This is a genomic window from Acinetobacter sp. SWAC5, assembly GCF_003419885.1.
GTDB classification, from domain to species: Bacteria; Pseudomonadota; Gammaproteobacteria; order Pseudomonadales; family Moraxellaceae; genus Acinetobacter; species Acinetobacter cumulans.
On sequence record NZ_QUWR01000003.1, the window covers coordinates 98571 to 122948 of the forward strand.

The window sequence follows — 24378 nt, forward strand, 5'->3', positions numbered from 1 at the left end:
AATGTCAAAAAATAGTTGAGCCAAGTTATGAGTCTGTATGCTACCCAAGATGAAAAGAAACAAGCTGTCGCAAAAGCTGCGTTAAAGCATTTGCCAAAAGGCGGTATTTTGGGTGTTGGTACAGGAAGTACTGTGAACTTCCTTATTGAGTTATTGCCAGAACTTCAATTGGAAGCGGCTGTTGCGAGTTCTGAAGCAACTGCACAACGCCTTAAAAAATTAGGCATTGAAGTTGTAGATATGAACAGCGTAGGCGGTTTGGATGCCTACGTAGATGGCGCTGATGAAATTGACCGTCACATGCACATGATTAAAGGCGGCGGCGCTGCACTTACACGTGAAAAAATTGTTGCGTCTATTGCGAAAAAATTCGTATGTATCGTAGATGATTCAAAATGGGTAGATCAATTGGGCCGTGATTTCCCACTTCCTGTAGAAGTGATTCCAATGGCACGCTCTGCAGTTGCACGTAAAATCGTTTCTTTAGGTGGTGACCCTGTGTACCGTGAAGGCGTGGTAACGGATAACGGTAACGTGATTTTAGACGTACACAACTTAAATATCTTAAATGCTTTAGAGCTTGAAAAGACTTTGAATGACATTCCGGGTGTGGTGTGTAACGGTATTTTTGCTTTGAACAAAGCTGATATTGCTGTTGTAGCAACTGATAACGGTATTGAAGAGCGTACTGCTGTTTAATAGGCTAATATTTCCCTCTCCTTTTAGGAGAGGGTTAGGGAGAGATTTCTTTTTAATAGCTCCCTCATCCTAACCTTCTCCCAGAGGGAGAAGGGACTCCTAATATATTTTTGAAAACTATTTAAAATTCAATTTTATGCATTATTAATAAGCTTTTAAAAAGAATAAATGACACCAAACCTTCCTGAAATTCAAATCACTCGAAAATTACGTGCCACACGCTTAAGACTACGTGTAGAACCAACTCAAATTAAATTAACTGTTCCCCAGTTTTGCACGCAGCGCCAAGTTGAAGAATTTTTAAAACAATCAGAACAATGGATGATTGAAACATGGCAAAAACAGCAGGAAAAAGCAGGGCAAATTGATAAGATACTTCCAACTGAATTAAAACTCTTTAATTTAGAGCAGCCTTTACAGGTTGTATATCAAACTCAAAAACATTCATTTATCTTGGATGAAGAAAATCATCAACTATTCATCAGTGATCGACAGCCTGAATCTTATTTAAAGTCTTTTGTCATAGCGTATGCAAAGCAATATTTACCAACGTATTTGAACAAGCTAAGTAGTGAAACAGGACTGAGATTTAATCAATGCGCAGTTCGTCAGCCTAAAACCCGCTGGGGCAGCTGTTCTGCCAAGCATGACATTATGCTGAATAGCGGATTGGTACTTTTCCCATTGGAAATCACACGATATGTGGCTGTACATGAGTTAGCACATACTAAGCACTTTGATCACAGTTCAAACTTTTGGGCAGAAGTCCAAAAGCATGATGTTTATTTTCAGCAGCATCTGAAAATTTTAAAAACCACGGCCTTGCCATGGTGGTGGAATAAATAAATCGATTTTTTGAAGATAATGAATGATATCTATTAAGTATTTATACATATAAAAAATAGATTATTTATTTTTATAAAGGCAAACAGCCTTATTTTTAATTTTTTTATATATTTTCTTTTTTATTATTTAGATAAATGTAATTAGAGTATTTACTTTAATATTCTGATTAATTTGAAATCTATTTTTGCTTTAAATACAAGCAAATTATTTTGTAAAATGATAAACAAATCACGTTTTATGTATTGTTTTGTGAATTATTAATATTATTATGTGTGGCTATTGAGGTTGGGTATATTTTAATCACGTTTTTTTAAAAAAGTGATTTTTAGGATTAATTTGAGTACGGGTGTATTTAAATTTATTCAATTTATATATTTTCAATCACGTATTTTTTTCTCTCCCTCAGCGTTAATAATAGACGCTTAAAGTAATTATATATGGTTAGCCAAGATCGTAGCAGTCCCGCTACACGGTTGTATATTTCTGTTCGCGTTAAATTTGTGATCGCTTTCATTGGAGCCTGTCTGTGGACATGGTTTTCTTTATGGATGGCTGAAAATTGGATCCGTGATTTGAGCCAATTGATTGGGTCAGTTGCAGCGATATTCTTTATTTATGGTATTGCGATTATTCCTGGATTTATGAATTCCTTTGCTGCTTTAAGTTTGTTGATGGATAAAAGGCCTAAACGAAAAATCTTAGATGTTTATCCAAATATTACAATTTTGATTGCTGCATATAATGAAGAATCTTCTATTCTAGACACGCTTAAGAGTGTGGATCGACAGAATTATCTGGGTGGACTGCAAGTCATTGTGATTAATGACGGTTCTAAAGATCGTACTGCGCAACTGGTCAAACAGGCTGAAGCTCAGTATTCATGGCTGACTTTATTGGATTTAAACCAAAATGCAGGTAAGGCTCATGCCTTAAATGAGGGTTTGAAATTAGCCAAACATGATTTGGTGCTTACTGTTGATGCAGATTCCTACTTACACCGTATTGCTTTGCAATGCATTGTGGAGCGCTATGTTGCAGATCCGCCGAATACACGCGCTGTTGCAGGTAAAATTTTGGTACGAAATTCACGTCATAATTTACTGACAAAAACGCAAGAGTGGGATTATTTTTTGGGAATTGCTGCGACAAAACGCTTACAGTCTTTATATCAAGGTACGCTGGTGGCTCAAGGCGCATTTTCAATTTATGATCGTAATGCACTGGTTGAAGTGGGTGGCTGGCCTGAGTGTGTAGGTGAGGACATTGTACTTACTTGGGCATTGCTCAGAGCAGGTTACCGTATCGGACATTCGGAGGATGCCTGTGTATTTACCAATGCGCCGACGGAACTCAACGTGTTTGTTAAACAACGTCAGCGTTGGGCACGTGGCATGATGGAGGCTTTTATTAAGCATCCAGGTATTTTAATTAAGCCACGATTATCCACCTTCTTTATTCATTGGAATGTGCTTTTCCCGTGGTTGGATATTGCGTTTACCTTTGGTTTTATTCCTGGAATTATTCTGGCGTGTTTTGGTCATTTTTGGATAGTTGGTCCAATGACTTTGGCACTCTTACCTATGGCTTTTTTGTTGGGTTTTCTCAATTACAGTATTGAAAAACGTATGTTTAAAGCTATGGATCTTAAAATACGTAAAAACCTAATGGGTTTCTTTGTATATGTTTTGGCTTATAGTTTTTTGTTGCAACCAGCAAGCATTTTAGGCTACTTGGACGAAATTTTGAAAACACGTAAAAAATGGGGTACTAAATGAAATCTAATAATATAAATTTTGGTTTCTCATTATGCTTTTTGTGCTTACTTTCAACCGATGTGCAGGCAGGTGAGTCTTCAGCAACCCAACCCTCAGATTGGGCTGCGGGTACTGAGTTTTTCATTAGCCATGATAGTGAAGGTTTTGAAACAAAAAAATTATCAGCTGAAGTTTTTCCTCAATACACCAATGCAAATGATTATTTAGGCGCACGTTTTAGTGCCTATAATTATAAAATTGATGATTGGCAAAGTGATGCTTATAAAGTTTCAATTCTTGCTAAGAATGTAGAAGCGGCGACTGCAAATGGATGGACGCTCGAAGCTGGGGTGTTTGAACAAAATGACCATACCTTAGCCACCTTTGATGGTAGCTATCGTCAACCATTAACTAAAAGTACCGCAGTAGAAGTATTTGCCAATCGAGATTGGGTCGAAACACGACCAGCTTTAGAGCAAGGTATTCATTTTACTTATTTGGGTGGAGCGGTTGATCAACAAATAGGGCCACATGTTACCGTGGTTGGTTTGGCTGCAACACAGCTTTTCTCTGATGATAATCGCCGTGACCATGGTCGCTTAAAATTAATCTATCAGCCATCCTTAGAACATGGCTTAACTTTGCAGGCGCGATACCGTATGTATCGAAGTGATGCTGATGATGTTGCAGGCTTGTATTTTAATCCTAAAGATTATGAAGAAAGTATGCTGGCACTGGGGTGGCGTAAACGATTCAGTGGTTGGACGACGGGTATGACCGTTGGTTATGGCCGAGAAAAAGTGGCTGATGCACCGAGCCAATCAACAAAACTGCTTGAACTGAACATACAGAGCCCAATCCATCAAAACCAATTTGTGCGCTTAAATGCGGGTTATAGTAACAGTGCTTCATATTATGGCGTCGACTATAGCTATCGTTATTTAATGGGCGAATGGGTACTTAAGTTTTAACAATGCTGTCAAAAATTGAATTCACCTTTAGCTTGGCTTTTTAAGTTTAGGTAAAATGATAAAATTCAGCCAACAGCTCGGCAAAACTGTTCAGAAAATATTAACTTCCTGTCATACTACGACCTTATAAATGGATAGTTTAGATTTGAGGTAATGAGCGTGATTTCAGTTGGTATTGTCGGCGGTACAGGTTATACAGGCGTTGAATTACTCCGTATTTTACTGCGTCATCCAAACGCGGAAGTAAAAGTTTTAACTTCACGTACTGAAAATGGTCGCCGTGTCGATGACATGTTTCCAAGCTTACGTGGCCATACTGAACTCAAATATTCAGACCTTGATATCAATGCATTAAAAGCATGTGATGTTGTATTTTTTGCAACACCACATGGTGTAGCGATGAAACATGCTGCTGAATTAGTTGCAGCAAATACCAAAGTGATTGATTTGGCTGCTGACTTCCGTTTGCAAGATCTTGAACAGTTTGAAAAATGGTATGGTTTAGAGCACGCTTGCCCAGAAATTCTAAAAGATTCTGTTTACGGCCTGTCTGAGCTGAATCGTGAAAAAATTCAACAAGCTTCAGTGATTGGTAACCCAGGTTGCTATCCAACTACAGTGCAATTGGGTTTAGCACCTGTGCTCAAGGCTGAAGGATTAGTGAAACCTGAAAGTATTATTATTGATGCAAAATCTGGGGTTTCAGGTGCAGGTCGTAAAGCAAGTCTTGGCATGATCTATTCTGAAAATGCAGATAACTTTAAAGCATACGGTGTAGCGGGTCATCGTCATCACCCTGAAATTGTAGAAGCACTCGAAAATATTTCAGGTCAAAAAGGTGTGTTTAACGAAATTTTATTTGTACCTCATTTGGTGCCAATGATTCGTGGCATGCTCAGCACAATTTATATCGATTTAACGGATGCTGGCGCAACTGCAGATTTGCAAAACTTATATGAACAGTTCTATGCAAATGAACAGTTTGTAGATGTGATGCCATCGGGAAGTTCACCAGAAACACGTACAGTACGTGGCGCTAACCAATTACGTATTGCATTGTATAAACCACAGCCTAAGAAACTAGTAATTCTTGCAGTACAAGATAACTTAGTAAAAGGTGCTGCTGGTCAAGCAGTACAAAACATGAACTTAATGTTTAATTTTGCAGAAAATGCAGGGTTACAAGGCATTGGTTTATTACCATAAGAAACGCATTAAAACTTCACACACATTTAGATTTCGATTTAAATGTGTGTTTTGAATAAATCAAATAAGAGACGACGATGCCGAATACAGACTCTAATATCACGTCAGAACCGACTTCAAGTAACAACAAACCATTTTTGAAAAGTAATATGCCTTTGGTTGCAGGTGCTGCAATCATTGCGCTGAGCAGTGGTTTATTGGGTTATTCCGTTGGCCATCGTCAAGGCCTGACGGTGGTGGGCTATGATGCGGATGCGGAGCAATTGGTTGAAGTTGTGCAAAAGCAAAAAGCTGAATTGGCTGTGCTCCACAAATCACTCAATACTGCTGTGCAAGAGCGCGATATAGCAGTAAGCAATTCAAATGATTTAGGATTATCTGTAATTAAATCACGTGATGCACAAGAGCAAGCAGAAAATCTTGGTGTGTTATATCGTGAGGTATTACGCCAACGCGGTGGTATTGCATTGGCAGTCCAACACTTGGCTATTAAACCTTTACCTGAAAATGCTTTTGAATATCAACTGGATTTAATGCAGGTGAGTCCAAATAAAGCCAATGTTTCAGGTAGTGTGGAAATGCGCTTAATTCAAGGTACAGAAGTTCTGACTGTACCTATGGAAGACAAAAACTTCAATTTTGAAAACAATGAACGTTTAACGGGTCGATGGACTATGCCTAAAGGCTTTACCCCAAGTTTTATTGAGGTACGTTTAAATGGTTCAGGTAAACAAGTCACCCGTCGTTTCAGTTGGACAAAAGGCCCTGCAGTAGATAATCAAGCTGCATTCCTTTCCGAGATCCCACAAACTGAAGCAAACGTAAACTAAAGTGTGTAATAAAAAAAATATGCGAACAAATAAGCGTCAAATTAGCCTGTCGAGTATCAAAGACTCTTTTCATCAATCTGGATTGGTCGATTGGCATCTCAGCCCACGCTTGAGCAACGACGATTCGCATGAAGAAGGTGATTCAAATACTGCGGTAATGACTGCGCCGCCTCAATTTAAACGTCCACCGATGTACGCTGTCGTTTTAATGAACGATGATTACACCCCAATGGACTTTGTTATTGAAATTTTACAACAATACTTTGCAATGAATCTTGACCAAGCTACTCAAGTAATGCTAACTGTACATTATGAAGGAAAAGGTGTTGCAGGTGTTTATCCGCGAGACATCGCGGAGACTAAAGCGAACCAAGTCAATAATTACGCTCGGTCTCAAGGTCATCCATTACTTTGTCAGATTGAGTCCAAAGATTAAGGGGGTTGCATGCTCAGTCGTCAATTAGAAGTATCATTACGTTTGGCTGTCAGCATGGCTCGTCAAAAGAGACATGAGTTTTTGACGGTAGAACATTTATTATTGGCTTTACTTGATAATGACTCTGCTGTAAATGCATTAAAAGCATGCGGCGCAGACATTATTGTGCTTCGCAAAGAGTTAGAAGAATACGTCGAACAACACACCCCAAAATTGGGTGAAAATCAGGATCAAGCACCGCATCCTACGGAAAGCTTTGACCGTATTTTGCAACGTGCCATTTTTCATGTGCAATCTAGCGGTGGTGACCGTACTGTAGAAGGTGCGGATATTTTGGTGGCGATGTATTCTGAGCGTGATTCTTTTGCGGTGTATTTACTTAAACGCCATCAAATTAATCGTTTGACTCTGACTCAATACCTTTCTCATGGAACACGTAAAGAAGAAGTACAAGCTGAAGAAGAAGTAGAAGAGCTGGATGGCGAATCTGCAGCTTCTGCCAATGCTGGCCCATTAGAGCTTTACACCACCAATTTAAATCTAGAAGCGCAAAAGGGCAAAACTGACCCTTTAATTGGCCGTGAAAAAGAAATTGAACGCGCAGCTCAAATTCTATGCCGTCGCCGTAAAAACAACCCGCTGTTGGTGGGTGATCCCGGCGTAGGTAAAACGTCTATTGCAGAAGGTTTAGCTTGGCTCATTGTAAATGGTAAAGCGCCTAAGCCACTTGAGCATGCTGAAGTATTTAGTTTGGACATTGGTGCATTGGTTGCAGGAACCAAGTATCGTGGCGATTTTGAGAAGCGCTTAAAACAATTGTTAAATGCGCTAAAGAAAAAACCAGAAGCAGTGTTATTTATTGATGAAATTCACATGATCATTGGTGCGGGCTCAAGCATGGGTAGCACGATGGACGCATCGAATTTGATTAAGCCAGCACTTGCAAATGGTACTTTACGTTGCATCGGTTCAACAACTTTCCAAGAATACCGTCAGGTATTTGAAAAGGATCATGCTCTATCTCGTCGTTTCCAAAAAATTGATGTGAATGAGCCTTCAATTTCAGAAACGATTGATATTTTACGCGGTTTGAAATCTAAATTTGAAGAATTTCACCATGTGAAGTATGAAGATCAAGCTTTGGTTTCGGCGGTTGAATTATCTGCTAAATTTATTAATGACCGTTTCTTGCCAGATAAAGCCATCGATGTAATTGATGAAGCTGGTGCACAGCGCCGATTGAAGGCAGAGCAAGACGATACCGCAATTACGGTTGAAAATATCGAAGATATTGTGTCTAAAATTGCCCGTATTCCGCCAAAAACGGTATCTAAGGATGATAAATCAGTTCTTGAACATTTAGAGCGTGATTTGAAACGTGTGGTCTTTGGTCAAGATGAAGCGATTGAAGCCTTGTCTTCAGCAATTAAACTGTCACGTGCAGGCTTGAAGTCACCAGACAAACCCGTTGGTAGTTTTGTTTTTGCTGGCCCAACAGGCGTGGGTAAAACGGAAGTTACCAAGCAATTGGCTAAACTGCTAGGTGTAGAACTCGTACGTTTTGATATGTCTGAATACATGGAGCGTCACGCCGTATCTCGCTTAATTGGTGCGCCTCCAGGTTATGTTGGTTTTGACCAAGGCGGTTTACTGACGGATGCGATTCATAAAAATCCACACTGTGTATTGTTGTTAGATGAAATTGAAAAAGCACATCCAGACGTATTTAACTTATTGCTTCAAATTATGGATCATGGTGCGTTAACGGATAATAATGGACGTAAGTCTGATTTCCGTAATGTAGTGTTGGTGCTGACAACGAATATTGGTGCAGAAAGTATTTCTCGCGTCAGCATTGGCTTTATGGATCAAGACAACAGTAATGACAACCAAGATGCAATGAAAAAAGCATTCTCACCAGAGTTCCGTAACCGTTTGGATGGTGTGATTCAGTTCCGTGCATTGCCTACAACAGTCATTGAAAATGTGGTTGATAAGTTCTTAACTGAACTACAAGCACAGTTAGATGATAAAAAAGTGATGCTAGAGGTGGATCAAGATGCCCGTGAATGGATGGCTGAAAATGGTTATGATCGCCTGATGGGCGCTCGACCGATGCAACGTTTGATTCAAGAGCATTTGAAAAAACCACTTGCTGAAATGATTTTATTTGGTGAGTTAGCAGAGCATGGCGGTAACGTTGCCGTTTCTGTGAAGAAAGAAAATGGCAAAGCGATTGGCTTGAAACTTGAAGTATTTGAAGATCAAACCGCTGAACCAGCATAATTTCACAACTGATTTAAAATAACCCGTGTTCTCACGGGTTATTTTTTGACTATCCACATAATTGAAGGGCTTAACGTTTTGGATTTGCCATTTGCTAAAATATTAACGACATTCTTTTTGTTTTTAGTCACTGCTGTGATGGAAATATTAGGTTGTTATTTTCCTTATTTAATTTTGAATCAAAACAAAAGCCAATGGTTATGGGTTCCAACTGCTCTGGCTTTGGGGGCTTTTGTTTGGCTGTTGACTTTACATCCGGCTGCCTCCGGGCGTATTTATGCGGCCTATGGCGGTATTTATATTTTTACAGCGCTGCTGTGGCTGCGCTATGTAGATCAGGTGAGTTTAAGCCGTTGGGATTTGGCTGGCGGCGCAGTCGTGCTTGTTGGGGCGGCTTTAATTATTCTGCAGCCGCAGGGGCTCATCCGTTAGGCTTTGGAAGATTATATGAGGCATGAAATGGAGTGAATCTAAACAGGCTCAAACCATTTCACAATGCGATGAATATCCGCTTCAATACTTTGAATCTCTTGATCATTGGGTTTTGCAAGTACACATTGTCCTAATGCGGAATACCTTTTGATAGGGCACAGATAATGCCATTCTGCATAATGCATTTGGTTGCTTTTGTTGTTGTATATACTGTGTCCAAATGTGTCGATACTTCCATTTTCAAAGCGACTAAGGTTTATATAGTGTGTTTTGCAATTGGTTTGATCTGTTTGTGTTGACTCATAGTGCACTAGTTTTCCATTAATATAGAATATGTTGTATTCAAAACTTGGATATTCCTTGCAAGTGCTGACATTTTTGAGCTTGGCGCGAATGACATAATTTTCAAAATGCAATTGATCCAGCTGAGCTGTATATTTTCGTGCCTCATAGACTTCGTCCACATTTGGAATGCGGTGCTTTAATTCAGCGTTATGGTCACTGCTTTGAACATTATCTATCTGCCGAATGCCGCTGTTTTGCATATAACCAAAATAATGGTGATGACGGGCAAATTGATAAGGTGCAGGCTGGCCGTTGTTGATTAAGTCAGCATTAATATGTTGTTGTGTTTCATAGCCTTGTTTACTGAAGCTTAGAGTTCCGAGTAGGCCTTCATAAGCTGTGCCAATAGATATTGCCTGTTGCAGTATATTTCCTCCTCCATAAGTAAAAGGAGTCTGAATGACTAGCTGGCCTTCCATAACTGAGGGAGCATTATTTTTTGGATCAGACTTTGGTAGCGAGTAGTTGAAATTACTGAGCTTATACAGCCATCGGTGGTACTCAGGAATATGGAAAACAATACTGTGAGTGGTTGGATTTGCAGCGCCTTGAATGGGCACAGTGATGAAATTTCTATGCAAGCAAGGAAGCTGTAAAAAACTACATTTATCTATTGTGGCAGTCAGTCCAGGTATTGCAATGATGGCCTTATAACTGGCTTGGGCTTGTTGCGGCTGAAGAAAAATCTTCTGCACCTTTTCTGTGGTCATGGTTCCATAACTTGAATATAAATCTAATTTGATATCAAGGTATTGTTTATATTGGAATAATTGAATAAAAATAAATAAGAGGAATAGGGTGGCCAAACTTATTTTAAGTTTTTTATGATGCATTATTATCGTGAGCAGGCTTCTGAAATATTCAGGAATTGTTGCAGAAGCCTATCCATATAGCAAATAGGATATTTGCCGATGATTAAATACCGCAATCTTTTTGCTTTAATTCAAGTTTGTAGTGGTTTTTCTCTGAACTTAAATCGAACTCGACCAAATAGGGATTTCTTTTCTGATATTCATGCTCAAAGAAAATAGGGCAGTTCTGTATTAAATTTTTCTTAATGAGTTTCTGAACTTCTTTAGATCCAAGATCTTGCTCAAACTGTGCAAAATCAGGTGTGATAATCATGCCTTTAAGCTCAGTTTTTTTAGAAGTTAAGCTGAGCTGTTCAATAATAGTATTGTGGTCGATTTCGAGCGGCAGTGTTTTAGAATCTTCTGCACTTAATACACTGAGCAGTTCATCCAGCTGTTTGGGCTCTTGAATCTTAAAATTCTCATCAATAATCTGTTTTGACTGCAGGTATTGATCAAATTCAGATGCTTGAGTGTGGAAAAATGCAGAAGCTAAAACTGCAGACAGGCAAAAGCTCATTTTTTTTAGATGCATAAAAATGGTCGCTATTAGAATTTTAAAAGACCATTTGATTATATCCATGAAGCATAAAAAAAAGCACCCGAAGGCGCTTTTTATTCAACGAAAGGCTTAGTCTTTTTTAAGGTTTTCGTTAATTAAGAATTCAACCAGCGCTTTTTGAGCATGTAAGCGGTTTTCAGCTTCATCCCAAACCACTGCATTTTTGTGGTCGAGCATATTTTCTGAAATTTCTTCACCGCGGTGCGCAGGCAAGCAATGCATAAATAGGCAATCCGGATGCGCCAAGTCCATTAAACGTTCATTGACTTGGTAATCTGCAAATGCTTTTTCACGGATTTTTTGCTCTTCCTCTTGGCCCATACTTGCCCAAACATCAGTCACAATAAGATCTGCATTTACAGCAGCATCTTCAGCTGAGTTTACAAGCTCTACGCAGTGCGCAAATTCAGACAAAAATTGCTCTTGAGGTTCATAGCCTTTTGGTGAAGCAATTTTTAATTTAAAGCCCCACATGTGTGCAGCTTCAATATATGAATTGCACATGTTGTTGCCGTCACCAATCCAAGCAACTGTTTTACCTTCGATTGAACCACGGTGTTCAACAAAGGTTTGTACATCGGCAAGAAGTTGGCAAGGGTGGTGGTCATCTGTTAAAGCATTAATGACTGGAACTTTTGAGTAAGAAGCAAAACGTTCAACAATGTCATGGCCGAAAGTACGAATCATGACAATATCGAGCATGCTTGAAATAACACGTGCTGAATCTTCTACAGGTTCACCGCGACCCAATTGTGAATCACGTGATGAAAGGAAAATTGCACTACCACCAAACTGGCTCATACCAGCTTCAAACGATACACGCGTACGAGTGCTTGATTTTTCAAAAATCATGCCCATTACTTTGCCAACAAACGGTTGGAACACTTCATTGTTGTGCTGTTTGCGTTTCAGCTCAATACCACGTTGCACAATTTGGTTAAGTTCTAAAGTCGATAAATCGCGTAAAGTCAGAAAATGACGCAGAGCCATGATTACTCCACAATAATTGCTGAATCAAAAAATAAACAACAATTAGTTGTTGGTTGGTTAAAGAAAAAAAGGAGAATCAAGTACTCTATACCAAAAACCTGCAAAAATGCAAAAAAAACTAGGACTTTTGATGCCCATCTAAGAAGCGATCTACACAGTAATTTATGTAATTGATGTTTTCTTGATCAGTTTCTTCATTTGGTAGACCCATTAAAATTTTCCATTCTAAATTACGTAAGATACCAAAATAAAATTGTGCTGAAAAAAGCGGGTGCTCACAGACCAGTAAACCTTTCTGATGAGCAGTTTCCAGTGCTGTTGCAATCGCCAATTGAATTTGTTTTGGGCCGTGCTCATGGATATGTTGTGCAATATCAGGGTTGCGCTGACTTTGCTCAAGGACTAAACGCATAAATGCGGCTTTATCGGGTTGGTTCAAATGATGCTGAAAATTTAAAAGGGTTTGAACTAAATAATTGCGAAAGCTAGACAGCTCAGGATTAAATGGGACGCAAATATCTTTAAAAAATTGATCGCGCCGATAATCACAAATTGACTTAAACAAGCCTTCTTTATTGCCAAAATATTTATAAATGGATGCTTTTGAGCCACCTGCATGATTGACAATATCATCAAGTGAAACGGCATCATATCCATGTCGTAGAAATAGTTCAGCACCACTTTCTAAAAGTGCGACACATCGTTCATGACCACGTTTAGTTTGTGGTAAGTCGCGTGCGAGCGGTTCTAACTGAGCTAAATCTTGCATATTGGAAATAAATAGATCCACTAAAAATAACACTTGTAATTATAGCAAATCTTTGTACAAAGAGGGTGTAATCATCTGTATTGACTAAGCAATATACAGTCACGAAATAATATTATATCTTTCAAAAATATTTGACTAAAGTTATAGAGTAAAAATTCTAATTGGTCATAGCACACCAAATAATTATGGTTATACTCAAGCCTCAACAAATATAGAGACCTCTGTGGAAGGGAATATGACAGAACAAACGTCTGCAGGTTTAAGATTTAGACAAGCATTAGAAGTGGAAAAACCATTACAAATTATCGGCACAGTCAACGCTTATGCTGCAATGATGGCGAAACAGGTGGGTTATAAAGCCATCTATCTTTCGGGTGCTGGGGTTGCGAACTATTCTTATGGTTTACCTGACTTAGGTATGACCAGTCTGGATAACGTTTTAGAAGATGTCCGTCGTATTACAGAACGTGTAGACACACCGCTTTTGGTGGATATCGACACAGGTTGGGGTGGTGCATTTAATATTGCACGCAGTGTAAAGCAAATGATTGCTGCCGGTGCAGCCGCGGTTCATATTGAAGACCAAGTAGCACAAAAGCGCTGTGGACACCGTCCAAACAAAGAAATTGTGACGCAGCAGGAAATGGTCGACCGCATTAAGGCTGCTGTAGATGCAAAAACCGATTCAAACTTTGTGGTGATGGCGCGTACAGATGCTTTGCAAAAAGAAGGTCTGCAAGCAGTGATCGACCGTGCATGTGCATGTGTAGAAGCAGGTGCAGATGCGATCTTTGCTGAAGCCATGACTGACATTACCATGTACAAAACTGTCTGCGATGCAGTAGGTGTGCCTGTATTAGCCAATATTACAGAATTTGGTGATACCCCTTACTACACCAAAGAAGAACTTGCTGAGCAAGGGATTAGCATGGTGCTTTATCCATTGTCTCCGACACGTGCAATGCAAAAAGCAGCATTAGAAGTGATGCATGCCATCCGTAATGAGGGTACGCAAGTCAACGTGCTGGATAAAATGCAACAGCGTAAAGAACTTTATGAGTTCCTTGACTATCACACATTTGAAAATACATTAGATAAATTATTCACCGAAGGAAAATAAAAATGGCTGAAGGAAAAGTACTCACAGGTGCAGGACTGCGCGGACAAGTAGCGGGTAAAACGGCACTTTCAACTGTAGGCAAAAGTGGTGCGGGCTTAACCTATCGTGGTTATGACGTTCAAGACTTGGCAGAAAACTGTCAGTTTGAAGAAGTTGCGTACCTGATTTTCTTTGGTGAATTACCAACAACAGAACAGCTTGCAGCGTATAAAGCTAAACTGAAGTCACTACGTCAATTGCCACAGGCATTAAAAGAAGTATTAGAACGTATTCCTGCTGACTCACACCCAATGGATGTGATGCGTACAGGTGTTTCAATGTTAGGTAACCTTGAAACTGAAAAATCGTTTGAAGAGCAGCAAGATGTTGCAGACCGTATTCTTGCAACATTGCCTGCAATCATTTGCTACTGGTACCGTTTCAGCCATGACGGCGTACGTGTAGAAGAAAATACCGATGATGATTCAATCGGTGCTCAATTCCTGCATTTACTGCGTGGTGAAAAACCAAATGAATTGCATGAACAAGTGATGAACGTGTCACTTATTCTATATGCAGAGCATGAATTTAACGCTTCTACATTCACAGCGCGTGTATGTGCATCAACATTGTCAGATATGCATTCATGTATCACAGGTGCAATTGGTTCACTTCGTGGCCCATTACACGGCGGTGCAAACGAAGCAGCGATGGAAATGATTGAAAACTGGACGTCGCCAGAAGAAGCAGAACGTGAAATGCTTGGTAAACTTGAGCGTAAAGAAAAGATCATGGGCTTCGGTCATGCGATCTACAAAGACAATGATCCACGTAACGGCATCATTAAAATCTGGTCTGAACGCCTAGCAAAAGACGTTGGCGACACCGTACTTTATCCAGTATCCGTACGTTGTGAAGAAGTAATGTGGCGCGAGAAGAAATTATTCTGTAATGCAGACTTCTTCCATGCTTCTGCTTATCACTTCATGGATATTGCAACGAAACTATTCACGCCAATCTTTGTAATGTCACGTGTAACAGGCTGGGCAGCGCATGTGATGGAACAACGTGCAGATAACCGTATTATTCGCCCAAGTGCGGACTATACAGGCCCTGAACTGCGTAAAGTGGTGCCGATTACAGAGCGTTCCGCTGCATAAGTTTTAAATTTTAGTTTTCAAAAAGCCTCTTCGGAGGCTTTTTTGTATATTGAATTTTTTTAATTTAGATGAATAAGCTTATTTGAGGGGCTGTGTAATGAGTGTATCAACTTCTTGTGCGACCAGTTCCGTCAATTGTTCAAGGCGACTAAGTGGTTGTCCTGTTAAATAATATTGAAAGTTATAACACTGCTTTTGATATAAAATACTAATGAAAAATGTACCTTCGGGTTTGTCTACTGTGGCGCTTCCACCTGGCTTGAGCAAACCTGTACATGCCACAATTACATCTGCTTGCGTAAAGAGCAATTTTCCTTGCTGTGCCATTGCTTGAGTTACTTCAGCCGATTCAGCGGTATAACGTTCTATAAGCTGAGAGGATATGTTTAAAATAGACACTTTGATACTTGGGTCATAACTGACTAAACCACCTAATAAAATATCTGCGCCAGAATTTTTATAGATAGAAAATTGACTACTAAGATAACCTGAACTCGCACTTTCAATAAAGGCAATCGTTTTATGATTGTGCTCAAGGGTTTGGCAACATTGTATTAATTGAGTTTTAGGCATTTTTGAACTTTAAGTTTTTAATGTATTTTAGCAATAATGTTTAAATATTTGAAAGTATAGTAACTTTTTACTGAAACTTATTTCAATTTGGTGTTTATGGTTTAAATGATTAAAGTATGGGCAAATTTTGAAATTAAAGGTTTTACTTCACTCAAAACAGTGGTAAAAATAAAAATAAAGTGTGTTAAGAAAGTAGGATACATTGATGAAAACAACAGTAAAGTATGTCGTTTTAAAAAGCTTAGATTACCAATTAGGCACGCCACTTTTTCAAGAGGAATTAGAGGCAGACAGTCAGTATTTTGACCAAATTCCTGCAGAAATTTCATATCAAAATCACAAGTTCAAAGTCAAAAGCAAAGAGCTGAAGCGATTACAAATTGTGGAAGAGTTTGAAGATTCACAAACGATTATCGTAAAAGTTCTCGCTTTAAGCGAATAATGAAAAGCGATAAAAAAACTCCGAATATCGGAGTTTTTTTATCGCTATACTTTTGTCAGATAGAGGGTGAATACTTAAAAATAGAATTAATTTTAAAATGTGAAATTGTTTATAGATTACAAAAAGCATGTGATAAATAACTTATTGGTGTGAGAGTTCATGGTTTGGTGCACGATTTTAATTGTAATTAAATGTAATAAATGGTTAAAAAAAGATACAATTCACAGAATGTGTTGCGTAAAAACGTATAATTAATCCGATGTATTAGCAGTTTGAGTCATGAATATTCTAAAATTCATTAAAAGCTTTAATACTTCAGGTACTTACCTCATATTGTCAATTGTGATTTTAGCATTTTTGGTTGTTTATTTTTATGTGATAAATCCAGTATAGGATTCTTCTTTAAATATTTACTCCAGCTAAATGTGTTACCTGATGCTAGCCGGAGAAAAAAGAGCAATGTGATCATCACATTGCTCTTTTTTTATGTGAGTTACTAGGTACAGCGAGATGAGGTGACTTTTAAGCTTATTTAAAGCGCATTTTTTAACGATTTACGATGAGCTTTAACTTGTTTGGCATAGCGTTTACCTTGTTTTTTCATAGCACGATTATTGTTATAACCTGTAGGCCCAACATTGTAATAAGCCAAGGCCTTTTTGCTGTCGCCAGCTTGTTGAGTGTATTTGGATAGTATGTAAGTCCCACAGTTAATGTTGGTATTTTCATCAAATAAATCACCCATACAGGTGTTTTGCCAATAACGTGGAATAATTTGCGTCAGACCAACAGCACCTGCAGGTGAGCTTACATTCGTTCTATAAGATGATTCTTGGCGAATTAAGGCAGCCATTAATAATGGATCCATTTGATAGCGTTCGGCACTTTGAATAATCATTGGTGATACCCGATCAGCCGTAGGTGGTGCGACAGAATAAGCCCGTTGTATGCCTACAGATAATTTTTTTGCCCGTTTTTCTACAGATCCACCGCCAAGAGAAGAGCAACCAGCAAGTGTGCTTAAGCTTAGAAAAAGTACCGCGGACTTCAGCATGTTTTGCTGAGCAGAAAAAGTTTGGCAAAAATTGAAAAATCTATTGGCGTACATAAAAGTCCTATTTTAGGGGATTACAAATTAAGCTAGTAATCATTATCAATTACATCCATGTTAGGTCAAGCACATAACAGCATGATTCTGATTGCAAAATGTTACTCAGTAAAAACTGTCAGATCATCTGCTCTTTTTACAAAACCAACGAACGTAGTGCATTCATCACAGATTTTTATCAGCATAGCTGATGATGAAATAACGGCTATAGCACGTGTATATAAGGCGACGATAGCGCATTAAAATATGTCTTTTGCCATCCAAATTTCACATGCATGGCTGTGTCCTGTAGCGCCCATTGGAGCCTTTAGATGTGAAAATCCCAATTTTTCATATAGTTTGACTGCTTGCCATAAGCTTGAAGTCGTTTCCAAATAACAGATTTGAAAATGATGTAATTTTGCGAATTCAAATGCGGTTGCCAAAATCTTTTTGGCAAAGCCTAGACCACGTAAAGAAACATCGAAATACATTTTTTGTATTTCAAGTACATTGGGGTCACCCTGAAGCGGTGAGATACCACCACCACCTAAAACCTGATCATCTTCATTAACCACCACCCAATATTGTGCATTCTTTTGGCTATAGACCTGATATAAATCATCTAAAATAGGGTCGGCAACAGCAAATCCAGATTCAGGTGCTAATCCAAATTCTTGTGAAACTTTGCGAATTAGGGTTGCAATTTGTAGATTATCTTTTTGTTGAATGGGGCGAATGTGATACATAAATATAAGATAAAAAAAGAGATGATTTTTTATAGCAAAAAAATCATCTCTTGTGTCTTTTTGAAGAAAAAATAGCAAGAATATTCTACTACTTCAGTTCACTTGACGTTTTTCCTAGCTCACGGCGAGCAATAATGAGTTGTTGGATTTGTTGTGTACCTTCAAAAATATCAAGGATTTTTGAATCACGTGCCCATTTTTCGAGGAGTTCATCTTCGTTATAGCCCACACACGTTGCCAGTTCGACGCATTTTAAAGTGATTTCATTGGCTATACGGCCTGCTTTGGCTTTAGAAATAGATGCTTCACGTGAGTTTGGAATTTTGTTATCTGCCATCCACGCGGCCTTAATCATTAGGAGTCGAGCAGCTTCCCATTCAGCTTCCATGCGGTAAATTTGCGCAGCGATGTTTGAGCTTTGTAGGTAGGGCGTTGCATAAGTAGGATCAATTGAATCTTTAAATATTTCTTTAATACGCTCCAAAGACGCTTTTGCACAACCAATAGCCATAGCTGCAACTAAAGGGCGAGTGTTATCAAAAGTTTCCATCACACCAGCAAAACCTTTGGCTACATCTATTTCGGCATTGCCTAATAGGTTGGCGGCAGGGACACGACAGTCAATAAAGCTAATTGCTGCGGTATCTGAAGCTTTAATGCCGAGCTTATGCTCTAGTCGGTCAATATTCATGCCCGGAGTGCCTTTTTCAACCACAAAGGATTTAATTGCAGCACGTCCTAATTTTTTATCTAAGGTCGCCCACACGACAACTGCATCTGCACGTTCTCCACTGGTCACAAAGATTTTTTCGCCATTTAGGATGTAATGATCGCCATCCAAAGTTGCGGTTGTACGAATGGCAGCCGAGTCCGAACCACAGCTAGGTTCTGTAATCGCCATGGCCGCCCACACACCCTCAAATCGTTTAAGTTGTTCGTCATTTGCCACAGCAGCAATAGCAGAATTTCCTAAGCCTTGACGGGGCATAGAGAGTAATAGGCCTGTATCGCCATAGCACATTTCAACAACACTCAGTGCTGTTGACATATTTACGCCATTTTTATTGCCTGTTTGTGTATCGCCACGTTTATTCACTGCGGCACCAGCGTTCAGTCCATCACCACTTTGGTTCATCCCATCGACCAAAGATGACAACATGTCGAGCTCTTTCGGATAGGCATGTTCTGCTTTATCGTATTTACGTGAAATTGGGCGTAGCACATTTAAAGCAACTTCATGTGCTTGATCAATGAGCATTTTAAATTTTTTAGGATTTTGTAAATTCATAACGGTGTCCTTGTCTTATCTTTTATACATGTAGGCCAGATTGCATGATGGCTACGGCACGTAAATCACGATACCAACGCTCTACAGGATGCTCTTTGGTAAAACCATGACCCCCTAAAATTTGCACACTATCCGTACCTATTTTCATTGATTTTTCGGCACACAGTAGACGCGCTAAATATGCTTCACGATGGAAAGGCTGCCCTGATTCTGCAAGGCTAGCTGCATTCAGTAACAGCATGCGCATAGCATCAATTTCAATGGCCATATCGGCAATCATAAATGCGACACTTTGACGATGAGAAATAGCCTCACCAAAAGCTGTACGCTCATTGGCATATTGAATGCAATATTCTTTGGCTGCAGTGCATGTACCAATCGCAAGTGCACACCACATTAAATTGCCCAAATCTAAAAATGAGCTGTAATTAAAGTCTCGGTCAGACAGACGCTCAGCAGGGGTATTTTTAAAATATAAAGTCACGGTTTCTGCTGGTTTTAAGCCCATTGCAGATGATTTTTTAAACTGAATAGAGGAGTGGCGAGGTACCACAAAAACTTCGGGTTGACCATTGAGCATGGCATTGACCAGTAAAATATCCGCAGATTCACCTAAGAGGACAGCTGTTTTTTCGCCACTAATACGATATTGGCCATTATGGTCGGTTGCTTGGGTTTTAAGTTCAAATGGATTAAAGGCAGGTGTGTTCTCTTGCACAGCAAAACTGGCTTTAAGTTCTGGATCTGTACTAAAAGCAGTGAGATATTTGGCTTGAATATCCGCTGTTCCCCATTGCGTGAGCGCATTAATGGCACTAAAACTAGAGAGGAGTCCAGCACATAAACTAAAATCTCCATGTGCAAGTTGCTCTGCAATCAGTAGATTGGTCACAATATTTTTTTCAGTTGCAACACCACCGAGGCTTTCTGGTAAAGCATAAAAATTTAAGCCTAGCTCTGCACTATGTTGCCATAGTTGTTGTGGAAATAATTCGTCATGATTTGCTTGCGTAGCTAGAGGTCGTAGAACCTCACTGGCAAATTGCTTCATGGCATCACAGATCATGGTTTGCTCTTCACTCAAACTTAAATCAAAAAGTGATTTTTGTTGATTGGATAAGCGCTGTTTGCTGAGATTAGGCTGAGGTTTAAAAATTTTTTGTGTTTGGTTCAGTGTTTTGAATCCAGCTTTTGAACCTTGATAAAGTGATTTTTCTACAAACTTTCGAAGTTTTAGTTGGTCTAATACTTCACTGCCTGCAATTTTTGTAATGAGTGATAACCCAAATCCTTGGGCTTTATTTACCATGTTGGTCATACGGATTATTCCTTAGCGCAAATTTATGCTGACATTTGCAGTTTAAAAAAACTATGTCAGTTTTGACATTGTTTATTGGCTAAGATAAACGGTAAATAGAATCTAGATTTTGTATTTAATATGTTGATTTTTAATAATTTAATAATTATTTTAAAATTTTATTTTTTGGATAAATTGGCTTGAATGACACTGTATCATTCAAGCCTGAATTTTTATTGATATTTTTGGATCATATTGCGAACATTGGTTTTTGCTTCAATCACCGTCATAAAAGTATATGCACCAATGAATTTACGGCTTATAAACATAAATTCTTTGGGTGGAATACTAAAGTAGCGCGATGCCATAGACTTAGATGCACGTTGCATCACACGACTATGTAATTGGCTCTTTTTCCAATCGTAGCGTAAGTGTTCATCCATCACGCCAGCAGGCAAGTCTGGGTTATTTAACGGGCTACTAAAAGCCTCTGTTGCCAGTAAAAATACTTTGGCCATATCTGGTTTAATACTCAGAGGCATGGCATCAAAGAACTCATAGCCTGTCATCGCATTCACCATTTCTGAGGCATCATGATGGTATCCAGCTTCAATTAAATTACGCGCAACTTTCAATAGATTGGCATCAAATTGACGAATCGCACCAAAGTCAAGTAACACAATTTTATCTTGTACTGTTGCACCATCACCTAAGCGAACCAAATAATTACCAAAATTTGGATCAGTTTGCATTTCACCCCATTCGAATATTTCACGAACTGCAATTTCAAGTGAGGCTTCACCTAAAGCATTACGTCGTTCTTGAGGAAGCGATAGCATAACAGGGCTGTTAATTGGCACACCGCGTTCAAAAGTCATGCATAGCACTTGGCCAGTACAGTAATCATCAATAATCTGTGGCACTGCATAGCGCGGGTCTTCTTTTAAACGAGCACCAAAACGTCGAGTAGTATCTGCCTCAATTTTATAGTTCACTTCACGATGCATCATTTCACGAACTTCTTCAAACCATTGGTCGAACTCACGTGTTTGAGGCACCATTCGTGTCAGCTTAAGCATGTTCTTAAATAAGTTCATATCTGAATCAATAGCGTCTGCAACACCAGGATATTGAACTTTTAACACTAACTCTAAGCCATCGGATTTACGGGTTGCGCGATGGACTTGCGCCAAAGACGCAGTACCTAATGGCTCATGATCAATTGTGAGATCGTTTAATTTTGAACCTAATTGTGCTTCAAGTTGCGCTTTGATGGCAGGCCATGCCAAAGCAACAGTTTGGTTATTCAGTGTATTTAAGGCCTGAGTAATTTCTTCAGGTAAAAAATGTTCGCCATATAAAGCCATCATTTGGCCTATTTTAACAATAGAGCCTTTGAGTTTGCCAATTTCTGCGACCAGATACTCAGCTTGTTCTTTCATCGCTTTTTTGCGTTTACGTTCTTTTTCTTCTTCACTTGAGAACATTGTGCTTGCACTTGAGGCAGCCCAGCGCGTACCAGCCAGTAAAGAGGCTTTCGCAATCGATAAGCGTCGATCCATGGAGGAGGTTTTCAATTGTTTAAGCTTATCGTTCTGATCTGACATTTAAACTTAATCCTGTTCAACAGTTCGCAGAAAAATTCATTGTAGCGAATCTTACATGGTCTGCACGTATTAAAAAAGTTCAACATGCTGAATTTACAGTGTAGTTATGCAACTGAAAATTCTAAAATAAGAGAATAAAAGGCTTTAGACCCTGAATTTAATTTTGACATCAAATTTTTGTTGCAGTTCATTACGATGCAATTCGATGTGCTGTGTAATGAGTTGCTGAATTGAAGGTTCCGTAAAACCTTTGGCATAGCCTTTAATCAGAATAATGCTGGGAAGACTAAAAAATAATGATTTTGCGTCCTCAAGACTGGCATTTTCAAAGATACCTAAATCATTTAGAAGGCGTTGAAAAAACACTTTTTCTTCATGAACACGAGGCGTATGTGCATCATCCCAGTAATTTTGACGCATTGCCATTAGGTTATTGTGCTTGTAGCTCATGTTTCATCAAATGTAGTGAACTTAGTGTATGTAATATGAAGTTAAATTTTTAATTTTCAATCACGCTTTGTTAAAGCATTTAAAATACAAATCTAAGATGATATAAATGCAGAATAATTTTATATAAATATTTGTTTGTGTATTGGGGATGGGATAATGAAGAAGCGCTTAATACAGGGTTTGTTTATTACATGTGCTGGTTTTTCAGTGAATGCATTTGCATTAGGTTACACAGCCGATTTTGAAGCGTGTATGAGAAAAGCTCAAAGCCAATCTGATGGTATTAATACTTGTCAGATTAAAGAATACAAAGCGCAAAATAAACGCGTGAAACACTTGTATAAATTAACACTAAAAACAACCGCAGAAAACGAACAAGCGCTAGTAAAACAGTCTCAAGATGTTTGGCTACAGCGTCGAGATCATGCATGTAATATTCAAAATAAAAAAGCAAAAGCATTTTCTATTTCAAATTCTAGTTGTGCACTCCAAATGACAATGTCTCATGCTGATATGATGGAAGTCCGTTTGAACAATAAAAATATGAAGTGATTTTTGCAAAAAAACCATGAAAACTAAGGTATCATAAGGCGTTTTAAAAAATATGACCTTGGAGACGCCTTAAGTGGATCGACCGACTATTAGCCCTGAACATTTGCAGGAAGCTGCTGAAAATTTATCCACCATTCGAGATTACATTCGTTTTGGTGTAACAGCATTACGTCAATACGATGCACATTTAGGTCAAGGTACAGAAGACTATTTCGCTGAAAGCTCTGCATTGGTTTTACAGACCTTATCATTAGATTGGAATGCCGACGCTGAAATTTTAGATGCGAAAGTTTTGCCGAGCGAAGCTGCTGAATTTTTAGCTTTACTTGAACGTCGTATTAACGAAAAAGTGCCAACTTCATACTTACTCAATTTGGCATATTTTTATGGCAAACCATTCTATGTTGATGAGCGTGTGCTTATTCCACGTTCTCCAATTGCAGAGCTGATTGAAAACCGTTTTGCACCGTACTGCTTGGGTGAAAATGGGCAGATGGGCGAGGCTGTAAATAACTTGCCAGAAAACCCAAATCCTAAAACACCGCAACGTATTTTAGATATGTGTACTGGGTCTGGCTGTATTGCAATTGCTTTAGCTTATGCTTATCCAGATGCAGAAGTAGATGCAACAGATATTTCTAAAGAAGCACTTGAAGTGGCTTCGATTAATGCAGAACATCATAATAAACAGTACCAAGTGGCTTTGCTTGAATCTGACTTATTTGCAAAAATCCCAGCAGAAAATCAATACGATTTAATCGTATCAAATCCACCTTATGTGGATGCTGAAGATATGGCTGATTTACCAGATGAATTCCATCATGAGCCTGAACTTGCATTAGCAGCAGGGCAAGATGGTTTGGATCTTGTGCGTAAAATGTTGGCACAAGCAGCGGATTACCTCACGGAAGATGGCTTGATCGTAATTGAAGTGGGTAACTCTGAATGGGCAATGCGTCAAAACTTCAATACCGTTGACTTTTACTGGTTGCAGTTCCAAAAAGGCGGTACAGGCATCTTTGCTTTGACTGCGGAACAGTGCCGTACATTCCGCGATTTATTCATTCAATCTATTCAAGCATAAGGAGTCGTTTGAC

General features: G+C 38.9%; 25 protein-coding genes. 14 read left to right on the forward strand and 11 right to left on the reverse strand.

The window, feature by feature from the left end; translation table 11 throughout:
- Positions 1-27 precede the first annotated feature (27 nt).
- From rpiA to DYI81_RS03320, 9 genes are all read left to right on the forward strand, one after another.
- Positions 28-699: a ribose-5-phosphate isomerase RpiA gene (gene rpiA, locus DYI81_RS03280; protein WP_106984750.1), complete on the forward strand. Its 672-nt coding sequence runs from the start codon at positions 28-30 to the stop codon at positions 697-699.
- Positions 700-867: 168 nt separating this feature from the next.
- On the forward strand, positions 868-1545 hold the full coding sequence (locus tag DYI81_RS03285; protein ID WP_117006695.1) for a SprT family zinc-dependent metalloprotease: 678 nt from the start codon (positions 868-870) through the stop codon (positions 1543-1545).
- Between the two features lie 437 nt (positions 1546-1982).
- Positions 1983-3320 carry a glycosyltransferase gene (locus DYI81_RS03290; protein WP_228198706.1) on the forward strand — a complete coding sequence of 446 codons (1338 nt, stop codon included), beginning with the start codon at positions 1983-1985 and terminating at the stop codon, positions 3318-3320.
- Complete coding sequence (locus tag DYI81_RS03295) at positions 3317-4270, forward strand: hypothetical protein (RefSeq protein ID WP_117006696.1); 954 nt, start codon at positions 3317-3319, stop codon at positions 4268-4270. The genes DYI81_RS03290 and DYI81_RS03295 overlap by 4 nt, the downstream gene beginning before the upstream one ends.
- 153 nt (positions 4271-4423) lie before the next feature.
- Entirely contained in the window at positions 4424-5476 is a 1053-nt protein-coding gene (argC, locus tag DYI81_RS03300) for an N-acetyl-gamma-glutamyl-phosphate reductase (RefSeq protein WP_171356298.1), read from the forward strand.
- 77 nt (positions 5477-5553) lie between these two features.
- A complete protein-coding gene (locus DYI81_RS03305) occupies positions 5554-6306 on the forward strand; it encodes a DUF6776 family protein (protein ID WP_117006697.1) in 753 nt (250 codons plus the stop codon).
- A gap of 19 nt (positions 6307-6325) precedes the next feature.
- The gene (clpS, locus tag DYI81_RS03310; protein ID WP_117006698.1) at positions 6326-6742 is read left to right on the forward strand and encodes an ATP-dependent Clp protease adapter ClpS; all 417 of its coding nucleotides are present in this window, start codon (positions 6326-6328) and stop codon (positions 6740-6742) included.
- A 9-nt stretch (positions 6743-6751) separates the two neighbouring features.
- Positions 6752-9028 carry an ATP-dependent Clp protease ATP-binding subunit ClpA gene (clpA, locus tag DYI81_RS03315; protein WP_106984937.1) on the forward strand — a complete coding sequence of 759 codons (2277 nt, stop codon included), beginning with the start codon at positions 6752-6754 and terminating at the stop codon, positions 9026-9028.
- Positions 9029-9106: 78 nt separating this feature from the next.
- A complete protein-coding gene (locus tag DYI81_RS03320) occupies positions 9107-9460 on the forward strand; it encodes a YnfA family protein (RefSeq protein ID WP_117006699.1) in 354 nt (117 codons plus the stop codon).
- Positions 9461-9498: 38 nt separating this feature from the next.
- Here DYI81_RS03320 and DYI81_RS03325 read toward each other — a convergent pair whose 3' ends face one another.
- The 4 genes from DYI81_RS03325 to DYI81_RS03340 form a co-directional block, all read right to left on the reverse strand.
- Entirely contained in the window at positions 9499-10638 is a 1140-nt protein-coding gene (locus tag DYI81_RS03325; protein ID WP_117006700.1) for a hypothetical protein, read from the reverse strand.
- An 82-nt stretch (positions 10639-10720) separates the two neighbouring features.
- Positions 10721-11176 (reverse strand): hypothetical protein, encoded by a 456-nt coding sequence (locus DYI81_RS03330; RefSeq protein ID WP_228198705.1) that lies wholly within the window; start codon positions 11174-11176, stop codon positions 10721-10723.
- A 111-nt stretch (positions 11177-11287) separates the two neighbouring features.
- On the reverse strand, positions 11288-12208 hold the full coding sequence (argF, locus tag DYI81_RS03335; RefSeq protein ID WP_117006702.1) for an ornithine carbamoyltransferase: 921 nt from the start codon (positions 12206-12208) through the stop codon (positions 11288-11290).
- A gap of 118 nt (positions 12209-12326) precedes the next feature.
- Positions 12327-12977 carry a TetR/AcrR family transcriptional regulator gene (locus DYI81_RS03340; RefSeq protein WP_117006703.1) on the reverse strand — a complete coding sequence of 217 codons (651 nt, stop codon included), beginning with the start codon at positions 12975-12977 and terminating at the stop codon, positions 12327-12329.
- 235 nt (positions 12978-13212) lie between these two features.
- On the opposite strand from DYI81_RS03340, the gene prpB reads away from it, so the two are divergent.
- Positions 13213-14097 (forward strand): methylisocitrate lyase, encoded by an 885-nt coding sequence (gene prpB / locus DYI81_RS03345; RefSeq protein ID WP_117006704.1) that lies wholly within the window; start codon positions 13213-13215, stop codon positions 14095-14097.
- A gap of 2 nt (positions 14098-14099) precedes the next feature.
- A complete protein-coding gene (gene prpC / locus DYI81_RS03350) occupies positions 14100-15236 on the forward strand; it encodes a 2-methylcitrate synthase (RefSeq protein ID WP_117006705.1) in 1137 nt (378 codons plus the stop codon).
- A 78-nt stretch (positions 15237-15314) separates the two neighbouring features.
- Here the strand turns inward: prpC and DYI81_RS03355 are convergent, their stop codons facing one another.
- Positions 15315-15809 (reverse strand): CinA family protein, encoded by a 495-nt coding sequence (locus tag DYI81_RS03355; RefSeq protein ID WP_117006706.1) that lies wholly within the window; start codon positions 15807-15809, stop codon positions 15315-15317.
- A 205-nt stretch (positions 15810-16014) separates the two neighbouring features.
- Here DYI81_RS03355 and DYI81_RS03360 point away from each other — a divergent pair, with 205 nt between their 5' ends.
- Positions 16015-16251 (forward strand): hypothetical protein, encoded by a 237-nt coding sequence (locus DYI81_RS03360; RefSeq protein WP_106984944.1) that lies wholly within the window; start codon positions 16015-16017, stop codon positions 16249-16251.
- A 532-nt stretch (positions 16252-16783) separates the two neighbouring features.
- Here the strand turns inward: DYI81_RS03360 and DYI81_RS03365 are convergent.
- The 6 genes from DYI81_RS03365 to DYI81_RS03390 all read right to left on the reverse strand — a co-directional run bounded on the left by DYI81_RS03365 (position 16784) and on the right by DYI81_RS03390 (position 22729).
- Entirely contained in the window at positions 16784-17305 is a 522-nt protein-coding gene (locus DYI81_RS03365; protein WP_228198704.1) for a transglycosylase SLT domain-containing protein, read from the reverse strand.
- 293 nt (positions 17306-17598) lie between these two features.
- Positions 17599-18087 carry a GNAT family N-acetyltransferase gene (locus DYI81_RS03370; protein ID WP_106984946.1) on the reverse strand — a complete coding sequence of 163 codons (489 nt, stop codon included), beginning with the start codon at positions 18085-18087 and terminating at the stop codon, positions 17599-17601.
- A gap of 88 nt (positions 18088-18175) precedes the next feature.
- Complete coding sequence (locus DYI81_RS03375) at positions 18176-19375, reverse strand: acyl-CoA dehydrogenase family protein (RefSeq protein ID WP_117006708.1); 1200 nt, start codon at positions 19373-19375, stop codon at positions 18176-18178.
- Between the two features lie 22 nt (positions 19376-19397).
- Positions 19398-20693, reverse strand: a complete 1296-nt coding sequence (locus DYI81_RS03380) for an acyl-CoA dehydrogenase family protein (protein ID WP_117006709.1) — start codon at positions 20691-20693, stop codon at positions 19398-19400.
- A gap of 212 nt (positions 20694-20905) precedes the next feature.
- The gene (locus DYI81_RS03385; RefSeq protein ID WP_117006710.1) at positions 20906-22279 is read right to left on the reverse strand and encodes an AarF/ABC1/UbiB kinase family protein; all 1374 of its coding nucleotides are present in this window, start codon (positions 22277-22279) and stop codon (positions 20906-20908) included.
- Positions 22280-22423: 144 nt separating this feature from the next.
- Entirely contained in the window at positions 22424-22729 is a 306-nt protein-coding gene (locus tag DYI81_RS03390; protein ID WP_117006711.1) for a hypothetical protein, read from the reverse strand.
- Positions 22730-22885: 156 nt separating this feature from the next.
- Between DYI81_RS03390 and DYI81_RS03395 the strand changes: the two genes are divergently transcribed.
- Positions 22886-23281, forward strand: coding sequence for a lysozyme inhibitor LprI family protein (locus DYI81_RS03395; RefSeq protein ID WP_117006712.1), 396 nt, complete (start codon positions 22886-22888; stop codon positions 23279-23281).
- Between the two features lie 73 nt (positions 23282-23354).
- The gene (prmB, locus tag DYI81_RS03400; protein ID WP_117006713.1) at positions 23355-24365 is read left to right on the forward strand and encodes a 50S ribosomal protein L3 N(5)-glutamine methyltransferase; all 1011 of its coding nucleotides are present in this window, start codon (positions 23355-23357) and stop codon (positions 24363-24365) included.
- Positions 24366-24378 lie beyond the last annotated feature (13 nt).